The organism is Magnetovibrio sp., from assembly GCF_036568125.1.
Taxonomy (GTDB): domain Bacteria; phylum Pseudomonadota; class Alphaproteobacteria; order Rhodospirillales; family Magnetovibrionaceae; genus Magnetovibrio.
This window is the reverse complement of sequence record NZ_DATCTF010000007.1, coordinates 45910-58132: the sequence shown is the minus strand read 5'-3', so window position 1 is coordinate 58132 and position 12223 is coordinate 45910. Positions and strand designations below refer to the sequence as shown.

Sequence of the window (12223 nt, the reverse complement as noted above, 5' to 3'; positions counted from 1 at the left end):
AATCAGCCTTTTACATTGCGACCGATGCAGTGGTAATCGAACCCGGCTTCGGCCATTTCGGCAGGCTCGTAAATGTTGCGCAAGTCGACCATGACCGGGGCTTTGAGCAACGCTTTCACGCGGTCCAAATCCAGTCCACGGAACGCATTCCATTCGGTGATAATGGTCAAGACGTCCGCACCATCCAAGGTCGCGTAGGTGTCTTCGCACCACTCGACGCCGGGCAACATGTGCTTGGCCTCTTCCATGCCTTCTGGGTCGAATGCGCGCACACGGGCGCCCGCTTTGAGCAGCGCGGGAATGATGTCGAGGCTCGGCGCATCGCGCATGTCGTCGGTGTTGGGTTTAAAGGTCACGCCCAAAACCGCCACGGTCTTGCCGTCTACCGAACCGCCACAAGCGTCGATGACGCGCGCGGCCATGGCTTTTTTGCGTTTGTCGTTGATGTCCACCACCGCTTCGACGATGCGCAAGGGCGAACCGACATCTTGCGCCGTGTGCACCAACGCCAAGGTGTCTTTGGGGAAGCACGAACCGCCGTAACCGGGGCCAGCGTGCAGAAACTTCTTGCCGATGCGACCATCAAGACCGATGCCCTTGGCGACGTCGTGCACATCCGCGCCGACCTTTTCGCACAGATCGGCGACTTCGTTGATGAAGGTGATCTTGGTCGCCAGGAACGTGTTGGCGGCGTATTTGATCAGTTCCGAAGAGGTCCGCGAGGTGAACAGGATCGGCGCTTCGATCAGCGACAGCGGACGGTACAACAGACGCATGACCTCGCGGGCACGTTCGCTGTCGGTGCCGATGACCACCCGGTCGGGATGCGTGAAATCGGCGATGGCGGAACCTTCGCGCAGGAATTCGGGGTTGGAAACCACATCGAAGTCCGCATCGGGACGGGTTTCGCGGATGATCCGCTCAACCTCGTCGCCGGTTCCGACCGGCACCGTCGATTTGGTCACCACCACGGTGTAGCCGTTCATGTTTTCGGCGATTTCCTTGGCGGCGGCGTAGACATAGCTCAAATCCGCGTGGCCATCGCCGCGCCGCGTCGGGGTGCCCACCGCGATGAACACCGCATCGGCGTTTTTCACCGCATCGGCCAATTCGGTGGTGAAGGTGAGGCGTCCAGCGTTGACGTTGGTTTCGACCAGATTGTCGAGACCCGGCTCGTAAATCGGCATCACGCCGTTTTTGAGCATCTCGATCTTTTTTTCATCTTTGTCGACGCATGCCACATCAACGCCGAATTCAGAGAAACACGCCCCTGAAACCAAGCCGACATATCCGGTGCCGATCATTGCTACATGCATCGTTCAAATCCTATTTCTGGTAGTGAGCCGCAGGGACGAATCCCGCACGCCGCATAGGCTTGAGGCTTTTTAGGCGATGGCCTCACGGCTTGCAAGGAAAACAGCCTAAAGGTGGCTCTTGAGATAACTGCGCAGATCGCTCTCGTGGTGGGAGCGTTCGAGGCCGAACGCCACGTTGGCCTCGACGAAGCCGTTCATGGAACCGCAATCGAAGCGCGTGCCGTCAAACCGCAAGCCGTGAAACGGCACTTCGCCGATGGTCGCAGAAATGGCGTCGGTCAACTGGATTTCACCGCCCGCACCGGTCACTTTTTTGTCCAAATGCCCGAAAACCCGGCCATCGAGGATATAGCGCCCAATAATGGAAAGCGTCGAGGGCGCGTCTTCGGGGGCGGGTTTTTCAACCAAGCCCTTGGCCGAAACGATCTCCCCGTCGTCTTGATCCACATCCAAGATCCCATAACGGCTGGTCAGGTCGCGCGGCACCTCTTCCACCGCGACGACGTTGCCGCCAAAACGGGCGTAAACATCGACCATTTGTTTCAGGCAGCCGGTTTTGGCCATAATCAGATCGTCAGGCAAAACCACCGCGAACGAGCCATCGGAAACGAATTCGCGCGCGCACCACACTGCGTGACCAAGGCCTAAGGGCTCATCTTGATAGCAAAACTTGACCTGCCCCTCTGGCAAGGTGGTTTCCGCGACGATTTTCAATTCCGCCGTCTTGCCGCGTTCCAACAGCATGCTTTCCAACGCGTCGTTGGCGCCGAAATGAGATTCGAGAATCGCGCGATTGGTCGGGTTGGTGACGAAGATGAACTCGGTGATGCCCGCTTGCTGCGCTTCCTGCACGGCGTATTGAATCAGCGGCTGGTCCGCGACCGGCAGCATTTCCTTTGGGATTGCCTTGGTCGCAGGCAGAAACCGTGTACCCAGCCCGGCAACCGGAAACACCACTTTTGTGATCGCTGTCGTCATGTGTCTTCCATATTGAATGGGGCCTTTGTGCCATAGACATGAGCCTTACGCAATAAGCCCCGCGGCCCGGGCGCGCTGGGCCACGCCGACGGTCAAGAACATCTGCAAGACGATGAACGGCACAAAAACCAAAATGCGCAATGCCCCGTCCAAGTGCACCAACAGCAGTGACCCCAGTCCCTGCAATGTTCCGATGATCAGATAGATCGACGTCACCCGCGCATGGCTGAGGCCCAGGCGGTTCATCAACTGATAGAGATGACTGCGGTGCGCCTCGGTAACCCGCTCGCCCGCCCGCAACCGGCGTATAAAGGTGTACACGGTGTCCCAGATGTAGTGAAAAAACAGCAGCGGCATGACAAAATATGAAACGTGCGAGGCATCAAAACGCCCCGCCATCACCGCCAACACGGCCAACACGAAGCCCAGAAACTGGCTACCGCTGTCGCCCATGAAAATTTTTGCCGGTTGCCAGTTCCACAACAAGAACCCCAGCGACGCCCAAACGATGATGACGCTGACCAGATAGATAAAGGTGCTGCCTTGCGAAAAGGTGATGGCGGCGAAAAAGCCCGCCGCAACCACCGCCGTGCCGCCGGAAATGCCGTCGATGCCGTCCATGAAGTTGAACGCGTTGGTCAGCCCGACAATCCACACCAGTGTCAGCGGGTAGGCCAGCCAGCCCAAATGCCAAACGCCCACCACCGGCAAACTGATCTGATCGACCACCACGCCCAAGGCCATCACCGCAATGGCACATGCGATTTGCAGCAACAGCTTGGCGCGAAAGCTCAACCCCGAAAGATCGTCGACGATCGACACCACCGCAATCAGCAACGCGGTCGCGCAAAAGGCCCAGAAATAGCTCTGCGTGAGCACCGGATCGTCGCCGAACACCCACAGCCCGAGCAACCCAACGAAAAAGGTCGCGACGATGGCGATGCCGCCGGACCGTGGGGTGGGCCGGGTGTGCGAGGAGCGTTCATTGGGCACGTCGATGATGCGCACGCGCTTCATCAAAAGCCACGTCAAGAACGCCGACAACGCACACAACGCCGTGCCGAAGCCAAGATGGGATAGGAATGCTGAAAACGTCATAGGCGTTTTGTGCCACAGCTCTCAGGCGTTGTCACTTCTTCACCTCAGTGGCCCAACAACACGTCCTTGGCGCGGTTGATCTGCTGGGCCAGATAATCCGAACCGCCCTTATCGGGATGCAGGTTGGACATCAAGCGGCGATGCGCGGCTTTGATGTCGGTTTCGCTGGCGCCCGGCTTCAGGCCGAGGACCTTGTAAGCCTCTTCCCGCCCCATGGCGCCCGGGTCGGCGTGGGCGGACGTGTGGCCCTCGCCGCCTTGATCTTGGTTGCGCCATCCCGGTTCGCGGCGATCGAGATAACCTTCGACCACCCGCGCGCTATCGGGGTCGGCTTGAGCCTCGCGGTAGAGGTCGAACAATTCCTCGCGGTTCAGGCTTTCCAGTGCCCGGCCCATAAAGCGCCCATCCAAAACCTGGCCCGAAACATGACCCGAGGCATGATCGAGGTGCATCGAAACAAATCGCGTATGCACGTCGGATCCCTGTCCCGCGCCGGGATTGCCGCCACCACCCGGGGTTTGCCAACCGCCACCGCCCAGCCCCCCACCAAGTCCACCACCCAAGCCGAACAAGCGCGCGAACATCTGCGCATATCGCAGGCCTGTGAACATGCGCAAGAACCACATCAAGATCGCCGGCAACGCCGCCACCGCCGCCCACAACCGGCCCGTCAGCGCCAGCCACGCGACCACCACCACCACGACCGTGAAACCGATCCACTTCAATCCCTTCAGCAGCGTTTTCGGCGACGTCGATACGTACCAGCGCGACAGCAAAATCATCGCGATCAACAGCGCGATGCCGAGGATGAAATAGGAAATCATTGGCCACCTCCGCGCATTTGTTCGGTGATGCGCAAGATGTCGCCGCCTTGCACCTTGGCGTATGCATCCAAGGCGCCGCGACCGCCCGCAGCGAACACCGCCACGGCGCCGAGCAGCTTTTTCAGCATTTCGGCGCTGCCGGCGTCAAAGCGCGCATAAGCGCCGCCGCTGAGCTTGGCGATGTGGCGAAAGGCGCGCTCAGCATGGGCATCGAAGCCTTCGTGAAAGACGAACACCGGCACGCCCAGCAAGCCCAGTTCCCCCGCCACCTGGCCGACATGGTCGATATTTTCTTCGAAACAATCGCCGACGTAGACCACGGCGCGCACAGCCGAACGGGTGGCTTCGTTGCGTGCGTGCTTGAGCACCTTTTCCACCTGGGTTTCCCCCGCCAGGCAGAACACCTTGCTCATCAAGCGATGGATGTCTTGGGCGCTGGACAGCCAACCGGTGACCTTGAATTCGCCGAAACCGCGAAAAAACGCCAACTGCACCGCCAAACCGCCGATGTCGCGGGTGGCTTCGAACATCTCGCCTTGGATCTGTGCGGCCATGTCCCAGGTGGGTTCGCGCGACGCGGTGGCATCCATGGCGAACAGCAAGCGACCGCCCCGGCCGCCCGCGAACGGCACCGGGGTCTTGTTCAGGTCGTCGAGAAACGCATCGATCGCTGCGCCTTTTGACGCCGATGTCGGCAGATGGTTGTCGTCGTTCGTCATCTCGTCAGCTGACCGCGACGGCCCCGCCAGCGCCGATCATCAAGCCGCCCGCACCGCGGTGCAGGTTCTTCACCGCGCGGTTGGACCGAAACAGCGCACGGGCTCTGGACGCCATCCACGCATAGCCCGCCATCACCGCGAACAAGGTCACGCTGACCACCACCGCGGCGCTGATCAGGCCGCCGGTGCTGAGCGCGCCGAGATCCATGAACGCGGGCAAAAAGGCGACGTAGAACACCACCACTTTGGGATTGCCCAGGGTTAGGCTGAGGCCGGATAAAAAGCTGCGTCCGCCGCCGCGTTCCGGGGTCGGCGTCAAACCGGTGTCGACGTGCTTGGCCGAACGCCACGTCTGAATGCCCAAATAAATCAGATACAGCCCACCGGCGATTTTCAGCAACCCGAACGCCGCGCTGTATTGTGTGGCGATCACGCTGAGGCCCAACGCCGCCAACACCAAATACACCAGATCGCCAACGATCACGCCGACGATAAACACCAACGTGGGGCGAAAGCCCAGCGCCAAGGCGCGCGCGACGATGGCAAACACACCCGGTCCCGGGGTGATGCCCAGCACGAAAATCGCGACGACCAGCGCAAGGGCGCTTTCGATGGACATGATAAACTCCTCAGCTCGTTCGGGTTTAAAACAACAAGCTAAAGATAGTCTCGGTTTTGGCGTTAGGAAAGCTTGATCGCCTCGACCAAGGCGCGCACTTCCTGGCGCGCTGCAACGTGGGACATGCTCAGCGCGCTTTCGCCCTGCACCTCGGCCACGTCCATCAGCGTCAGGCCCTGGTGGAACAGTTCGCGAAAGATCACCCGTTCGGAAAAGCCCGGCACGGTGCGAAAACTGACGCGTTTGGCCAATTCCGTCACCAGACGCTCGATTTCGCGTTTGTTTTTGCTGTCGGTGTGGCCCATGCGGTTGCGCATGACGATCCAATCGGCGGCTTTTTGCCCACGCTTGGCGCGCACCAGCCGCTGCTGCCACACCAGCTCGGCATAGTGGCTGGGGCTTTTGATGGTCATGGTGGCGGGATCGATTTTCGCCAACACGTCCAAATCGATGAAACTGTCGTTGATCGGCGTGATCAAGGTGTCGGCGAACGAATGGGCCAGGCGCGACATGGCGGTATCGGACCCCGGGGTGTCGACGATGACCACGTCGGCGGTGTCGCCGGCATCTTCGAACACGCCCGCCAATAGCGCCTCGATGCCTTCTTCATCACCACCACCGTCTTGGGGACGCAAGGTCAACAGTTCCGGCATCGGCAGATTGAGCCCGGTCTTGTCGATATGGTGCTGGCGATTTTCGAAATAGCGGCTGATGGTGCCCTGGCGCGCATCCAAGTCGATGACCGTGACGCGTTTGCCCAACCGCAGCAAACCGACGGCCAAATGCATCACGGTGGTGGACTTGCCACTGCCGCCTTTTTCATTTCCGATCACGATCACATGTGTCTTCATGCGGCGCACTTTAGGGCCGGGCCTCGACGTTGGGAAGAGCTTCCGAATTGGCGTTGGAATACCTGCGCTTTCCCCCTCATCGCCCAACCCTGTGCAAAGGAAGCCGTACCATCAAACGTGAGAATCGGATAAAAGGGATAAAAGGATAAAGGGGCTTAAGGCTTGAACACGAAAATAAAGGCGGGATTGGCGGCCGCGGCGTTTGCCCTGTCCGCCCTGGTGATGCCGGTTCAAAGTCTGGCGCAGGGGCCGCTCGGCCCCGGCGATGTGACGATTGATTTTCGCGAAAGCATGCGCCAATGGGTGCAGGCCATCAGCGCCTATGGCCGCAGCCTCAACCCCAATTTCATCGTCATTGCCGAAAATGGCCTCGATCTGGTCAGCAAGCCAGATCCCCAAGACGACACCCTGCTGTTCCCGGCCCAAGCGTACATCCGCGCCATCGACGGCGTGCTGCAACCCAATCTGACCAGGACCTTGCAGAGTGCCGACCCTAAGGAAGACCCCGCCGTCACCACAGCGCGCAACCGGCTGATCGCCAACGCCGCGACCGCGAAAGCCATGGGCGTCGATATCCTCAACCTCGAATTCTCCACGAAACCTGACGAAATCGACAAGCTCTACGCCGCCAGCGCCCAACAAGGCTTCACCCCGTTTGTCGCCGCCAGCCCGGTGCTGGGGCGCATTCCCGCCCATCCGCGCGCGGCCTACAACGCCAACCCGACATCGTTGAGCGACCCGACCCAGGCGAAGAATTTCCTCTACATCGCCCATTCCCAGGGCTTCGGCGTCACCCGCGATTTCGTCCAGGCGCTGAGCGGCACCAACCACGACATCGTCATCACCGGTGTGTTTCACGGCCGCGCGCCGCTGAGCAAATTGGATGTGGAGCGCCTGAAGTACAAAAAACTCGGCGCGCGCCGGTTGGTGTTGGCGGAACTCGATATCTCGACCGCGGCCACCTACGACTATTTCTGGCAACCGGACTGGACCAAGGGCTCGCCCGCCTTTATCGACTTGGCGGTTCGTGAAGACCCCGACCGTCACCGCACCCACTATTGGGACCCCGCATGGCAAAGCGTGCTGGTCGGCGGCACGGCGTCGTATTTATATGGGATTTTCGACCTTGGATTCGACGGCGTGGTGCTCAAAGGGGTCGACGGCTGGCGCTACTACGAAAGCGGCGGCGAAGAGCAATAAACCCCTATCAAAGCTCCAATTCGGCTCGTTTCGCTTTGGTCAATTTGGCTGAAATCAGGGCGTGGGCGTCATCGATGTAACCGCGCAGGTCATCGTCGCTCATCGCGTCCGGGTTTTGCACCTGAACCCATTTGGCGCGCGCCAGATACGGCGCGGGTACGATGCCGTCTTGACGGCGCAAGATGTCATAGCTGAGATCGCTGCATTTGAAGCTGATTTTGGGGTGTTCGTCGTCGTCCGACGTGCTTGGCCCCCAGTCCGAACAAATGGCGAAAATTTTACCGCCGACTTTCCAGACAGACGCATCGCCCCATTGCACCACATGGGTCACGGACTTGAGTGACGCGCAATAGGCGTCGAAGTCTTCACGCGTCATGCGCCAGGCCCTCGGGCTTGAAACGGCGGATCAATGGGTGACGGTCAGCACCGTTTCGATCACGAATCCGTCTTCCGGCGGAAACCGTTTGGCGATTTTAGAACGGGCCTCGGCTTCGGTGGAAGCGACCACGTCTTGAGTGTGAACATCTGCCCAATGATCTTCGAAAAAGGAATGGCTCCGGTTTTCTTTGACCAGGGCGCGTACGGCCTTGTTATAGAACTTCACCAGAAAAACCTGGCTCAAACTGGGATTCAACATCCCCTGTCCCCTTCTTCACGCTCTAACCGCCCTAGATGCGCTCTGCTCAGCGACATCACGAAACGTTGCCCGTAGTGTTAGCCCGCATGGCTAACCGCATTTCCGTGGTTTCCGCTCACACCGGAAAAACACGCACCACAATTGTGGTCATAAATCGTTAACAAAGCTTTTCAACAAGTCAAAGCGTTTCGCCAACTTGCTGATCATTAAGTATTCGAAGTGTTGCTCTTTGGAAACACTTTCCGCACCGCCCTTTCACAGCACCGGATACCGAACGTCAATCCCTATAGCCGACAACCAAATTTAGGGAAACGCAGACCGTGATCGACGTGAACCAATTTCGCAACAAAGCCGTGCAGCCGGTGCTCGAAACCTTGGCGGGGTGGAATGCGGCGATGAATTCACCAGCGGCGGAAAATCTGCTGGTGGGAACCGCCGTACAGGAAAGCCACCTCACCTATCTGGCGCAATTGAGCGGTGGGCCGGCCTTGGGCGTCATGCAAATCGAACCGGCCACCCACGACGATGTGTGGACCAACTACCTCGCCTACCGCAACGATCTCGCGCAGATTGTCCTAGAGCTGTCGGCGGGCAACAGCCGGTCCGCCGACCAACTGCCCTGGAACATGGGCTATTCCATCGCCATCGCACGGCTGGTTTTTTGGCGTCAATCCGCGCCGATGCCAACGGATCCGAACAATCTCAACGCATTGGGGCAGTACTGGAAACAACATTACAACACCGCCGGCGGTGCCGGCACGGCCGATGAATGGGTCGAAAACTATCAAAAATACGTGGTGGCCTCATAAATGCAGCACAACGAATAAATATACTTTTCTTACCCCCATTTCTCTTTATGGTGGATCAACACAGGCTACCATAAAGAGAACCCGTCATGACTGCTCAATCGAAATTATCATATTTTTTCAAGACCGCCGTGCTTGGTCTGTTGACCATGACCGTGCTCAGCGCTTGCCAAACCAATTCGCGGGCTGGCAAGGGCGACCTGACCCTCAGTGCCAGCACCAAGCAAGGCCTGCAGAGCTACATGGACAAAATGTATCCGACGATTTTCGCCGCTTCGACCAATGGCCGTGGGTATTCTTATTTTTACTGTCAAAGCAGCAAATGTCGCGACACGGTCTCGACCTATCAAAACGTACTCGACAACTGTGAAAAACGCAGCAATGCGCCGTGCCGACTTCTGGCCATCAGCCGCCGCATCGTGTGGCAGAAAGACAATGGCGAAGCCTATACATTGGATGAGTTGAAAGCCCACCTTCCTCAGGACCGTATCAATATGGATGTCGCGACCTTGGGCGCATTGGCATTGTGCAAAACAGGCTACGACCCCAAGCATCGCGATTGGTATCTCGACACCACGGCTGCGCCATACGTTTCCGAAATTCAGAAACGCGGCATGAGCAAGGAATTCTGCGCCAACCTGATTACGGCTAAAAATTAACATGCTTGCCAACGGGCAAATCCGTTGTCCGTTGGCTGAACTTAGGTACGACAATCGACCTTGCTGACCAAGCCTGCACGGCGCAAGGCTTGGCCGTAGGCGACGTAATTTTTCCGTGTCAGGGGCTGGTTAAGTTGTTGCTCAGGCTTGGAAAAACGCCGTAACGGCTCGAGGCTGGGCACGATCGAGGTATTGACCCGTCCGCGTCGATCAGAACCTGCCGAGACCACGCCGACCACTTCGCCTTGGGCATTGAGCATCGGCCCGCCGCTGTTGCCGCCCAGGGCGATCTTCTTGCCTGGCAGCATCTCATAGATGGCCCATTCGTCGCTGATTTCCTTGATCCGGGCTCGGCCGTTTTGACGGACCATCCGCGAACGCCCCAAATTCACCGCATAGCCCGCACTGGCCTTGCCTTTGGGATAACCGAAGAAATAGCCCACGTCGTTCACCTGCGCCAAGTTAGATGCCAGAACCAGTCCCGGCTCGCCTTGGGCGCTGTCCATGATCGACACGTCCTTGTCCTTCAACGCCCGCCAGCCACTGACCGGTACGCGGCGGAATTTGCCATTGGACGTTTCTTGCAAGAGGTCCAGCCGCTTGCATCCGTCGGTGACGTGGGTCGCCGTGGCCCAATGGCCGTCGCGCGACAAGGCGAATGCGCTGCCGGTGTAGCGGCTGTTGGCTTTGGGCGGAGACGGTTCGATGAAGCTGTCGTTCAAGCTGATCGGAATCGCTTGCGGCTGCACGTCCAAGGCCGCCTGTACGACCAAGGGATTGCGCAGCGTCGCGCCTTCGGAATTGAACAGCATCTGCTCGCCCAACCGGGCGAACAACGCGACAAACAATACCGTCAGCAATATCCGGTCGATCTTGCGCATGCTCAGACCTTATCCAGAGATCGCCGCAGATAGGAACATCGCCAGCGCCATGTTGAAGCTGAGCAGCACCCAGGCCGCGCCCATTTCACCGTTTTCGATGCGCGTCGAAAGGTCGCGCAACACCACATGCGCGGCGGCAAACGCCACCAGTTGTAGAACCACGACGATCAGGCCCCACAGCAAAATGTCCAATTCGTTGACGCTGGCCGCTAGCGAAAACGCCAACGGCATCGCCATGCCGATCACCACGCCTGCCAACGACAACCCTGCGGCTGCGTTGTTTTCGCGCACCAGCTTGAATTCGTGGTGGGGCGTGACCTTGACGTAAACGAACACGCCGAAAATGAACAAGCCGAGAGTCAGCCCCAAATGCACCAGCAGAACGGGAAAGCCGACCTGAATGGTTTGCCAAATGTGTTCCATGTCTATCCAGTCATTTTGCTTTGATTACAGCGCTAAATCATTTCAAAATGAGTAGGCATTTTTTCGACCGAAAGCAATGTTCCATGGAAAGTCGAACTTACCGCATTGGGGATATGATCTTCACCGAAGGCGATGCAGGCGAGGAAGCCTACCTGATCAAATCCGGCGAAGTGAAAATCACCAAAATCGCCAAGGATGAAACGCCCCGCACCATCGCCACGGTCAAAACCGGCAACATCATCGGCGAAATGGCGCTGATCGACGACAAGCCGCGCGCCGCATCCGCCATCGTGTTGGCACCGACCGAGGTTTTGGTGGTTTCCAAGGAGGAATTTCAAAAGCGGTTGAGCAAGTCAGATCCCGTGATCAGTTTGTTGATGCAATCGTTCACCAACCGCTTGCGCCAACAGGCCCAGCAAATCATCGAGTTGCTGTCCTAATCCCCTTGTCGACCATAAAAAAACCCCGGCTCCAGATTTGGAACCGGGGTTTTTGATTGGTGGGCTCTGTGAGATTCGAACTCACGACCGTTCGATTAAAAGTCGAATGCTCTACCAGCTGAGCTAAGAGCCCCCAAGGCACGGAATCCAGACACGCTGGCGGGGTGCGGGGCGGAACTTAAGGCCCGGGGGCGTCCGGGTCAAGCCCCTGTCGCGACAAAAAGAAACTAATTTTGCATAAACTTCTATGCGGCCTTATTCGTCGTCGAAACGCTGGTCCAACCGCGCCGCCACTTGGGCCGAAACGAAATGGCGCACATCCCCACCCAGACGCCCGATTTCCTTGACGAAGCGACTGGAAATAAACTGGTTTTTGTCAGACGCCATCAAGAACACGGTCTCCAATTCGGGGCTTAAGCGCGAATTCATGCCCGCCATCTGGAACTCGTATTCGAAATCAGATACCGCGCGCAAACCGCGCAAGATGACGCTGGCGCCGACATCGGCGACGAATTCGACCAACAAATTGTCGAACGGACGAACCTCGACGGTCACGCCCGCTTGCAGCTTGGAACTGGCCAATTCGGCCTCGACCATGGCGACGCGCTCATCCAACGTAAACAGGGGCTCCTTGCCCGCATTGACGGCCACCGCGACGATCAAGTGGTCGACCACCCGGGTGGCACGGGTGATGATGTCCATATGACCGTTGGTCGGCGGATCGAAAGTACCTGGATACACGCCGGTGCGTTGCTTGGCTGAGGACATGAGG

The 12223-nt window shown here is 58.4% G+C and carries 16 protein-coding genes and 1 tRNA gene; 4 read left to right on the top strand and 13 right to left on the bottom strand.

Going from position 1 to position 12223, the window contains the following annotated elements; genetic code table 11:
* Positions 1-2: 2 nt before the first annotated feature.
* From VIN96_RS03500 to VIN96_RS03470, 7 genes are all read right to left on the bottom strand, one after another.
* Entirely contained in the window at positions 3-1316 is a 1314-nt protein-coding gene (locus VIN96_RS03500; RefSeq protein ID WP_331894047.1) for a UDP-glucose/GDP-mannose dehydrogenase family protein, read from the bottom strand.
* A 105-nt stretch (positions 1317-1421) separates the two neighbouring features.
* Positions 1422-2294: a UTP--glucose-1-phosphate uridylyltransferase gene (locus VIN96_RS03495; RefSeq protein ID WP_331894046.1), complete on the bottom strand. Its 873-nt coding sequence runs from the start codon at positions 2292-2294 to the stop codon at positions 1422-1424.
* A 45-nt stretch (positions 2295-2339) separates the two neighbouring features.
* Positions 2340-3392, bottom strand: coding sequence for a glycosyltransferase family 4 protein (locus VIN96_RS03490; RefSeq protein WP_331894045.1), 1053 nt, complete (start codon positions 3390-3392; stop codon positions 2340-2342).
* Between the two features lie 44 nt (positions 3393-3436).
* The gene (locus VIN96_RS03485; protein ID WP_331894044.1) at positions 3437-4216 is read right to left on the bottom strand and encodes a DnaJ domain-containing protein; all 780 of its coding nucleotides are present in this window, start codon (positions 4214-4216) and stop codon (positions 3437-3439) included.
* Positions 4213-4935, bottom strand: a complete 723-nt coding sequence (locus VIN96_RS03480) for a VWA domain-containing protein (RefSeq protein ID WP_331894043.1) — start codon at positions 4933-4935, stop codon at positions 4213-4215. Before VIN96_RS03480 ends, VIN96_RS03485 begins: the two co-directional genes overlap by 4 nt.
* Positions 4936-4939: 4 nt before the next feature.
* Positions 4940-5554 (bottom strand): LysE family translocator, encoded by a 615-nt coding sequence (locus VIN96_RS03475; protein ID WP_331894042.1) that lies wholly within the window; start codon positions 5552-5554, stop codon positions 4940-4942.
* Positions 5555-5616: 62 nt separating this feature from the next.
* Positions 5617-6405 (bottom strand): division plane positioning ATPase MipZ, encoded by a 789-nt coding sequence (locus tag VIN96_RS03470; protein ID WP_331894041.1) that lies wholly within the window; start codon positions 6403-6405, stop codon positions 5617-5619.
* Between the two features lie 162 nt (positions 6406-6567).
* On the opposite strand from VIN96_RS03470, the gene VIN96_RS03465 reads away from it, so the two are divergent.
* On the top strand, positions 6568-7605 hold the full coding sequence (locus VIN96_RS03465; protein ID WP_331894040.1) for a hypothetical protein: 1038 nt from the start codon (positions 6568-6570) through the stop codon (positions 7603-7605).
* 7 nt (positions 7606-7612) lie between these two features.
* On the opposite strand, the gene VIN96_RS03460 is transcribed toward VIN96_RS03465, so the two are convergent.
* Both VIN96_RS03460 and VIN96_RS03455 read right to left on the bottom strand, forming a co-directional pair.
* Positions 7613-7981 carry an MmcQ/YjbR family DNA-binding protein gene (locus VIN96_RS03460; protein ID WP_331894039.1) on the bottom strand — a complete coding sequence of 123 codons (369 nt, stop codon included), beginning with the start codon at positions 7979-7981 and terminating at the stop codon, positions 7613-7615.
* A gap of 30 nt (positions 7982-8011) precedes the next feature.
* On the bottom strand, positions 8012-8242 hold the full coding sequence (locus VIN96_RS03455; RefSeq protein ID WP_331894038.1) for a hypothetical protein: 231 nt from the start codon (positions 8240-8242) through the stop codon (positions 8012-8014).
* A 320-nt stretch (positions 8243-8562) separates the two neighbouring features.
* On the opposite strand from VIN96_RS03455, the gene VIN96_RS03450 reads away from it, so the two are divergent.
* The gene (locus tag VIN96_RS03450; RefSeq protein WP_331894037.1) at positions 8563-9051 is read left to right on the top strand and encodes a hypothetical protein; all 489 of its coding nucleotides are present in this window, start codon (positions 8563-8565) and stop codon (positions 9049-9051) included.
* Positions 9052-9137: 86 nt separating this feature from the next.
* A complete protein-coding gene (locus tag VIN96_RS03445; protein WP_331894036.1) occupies positions 9138-9707 on the top strand; it encodes a hypothetical protein in 570 nt (189 codons plus the stop codon).
* A 41-nt stretch (positions 9708-9748) separates the two neighbouring features.
* Here VIN96_RS03445 and VIN96_RS03440 read toward each other — a convergent pair whose 3' ends face one another.
* Positions 9749-10588: a serine protease gene (locus tag VIN96_RS03440; protein ID WP_331894035.1), complete on the bottom strand. Its 840-nt coding sequence runs from the start codon at positions 10586-10588 to the stop codon at positions 9749-9751.
* Between the two features lie 9 nt (positions 10589-10597).
* Entirely contained in the window at positions 10598-11011 is a 414-nt protein-coding gene (locus VIN96_RS03435; protein WP_331894034.1) for a DUF350 domain-containing protein, read from the bottom strand.
* An 83-nt stretch (positions 11012-11094) separates the two neighbouring features.
* Between VIN96_RS03435 and VIN96_RS03430 the strand changes: the two genes are divergently transcribed.
* The gene (locus VIN96_RS03430; protein WP_331894033.1) at positions 11095-11451 is read left to right on the top strand and encodes a cyclic nucleotide-binding domain-containing protein; all 357 of its coding nucleotides are present in this window, start codon (positions 11095-11097) and stop codon (positions 11449-11451) included.
* A gap of 57 nt (positions 11452-11508) precedes the next feature.
* Here VIN96_RS03430 and VIN96_RS03425 read toward each other — a convergent pair.
* A tRNA-Lys gene (locus tag VIN96_RS03425) sits at positions 11509-11584 on the bottom strand.
* A 122-nt stretch (positions 11585-11706) separates the two neighbouring features.
* On the bottom strand, positions 11707-12219 hold the full coding sequence (gene coaD / locus VIN96_RS03420; protein WP_331894032.1) for a pantetheine-phosphate adenylyltransferase: 513 nt from the start codon (positions 12217-12219) through the stop codon (positions 11707-11709).
* Positions 12220-12223: the final 4 nt, after the last annotated feature.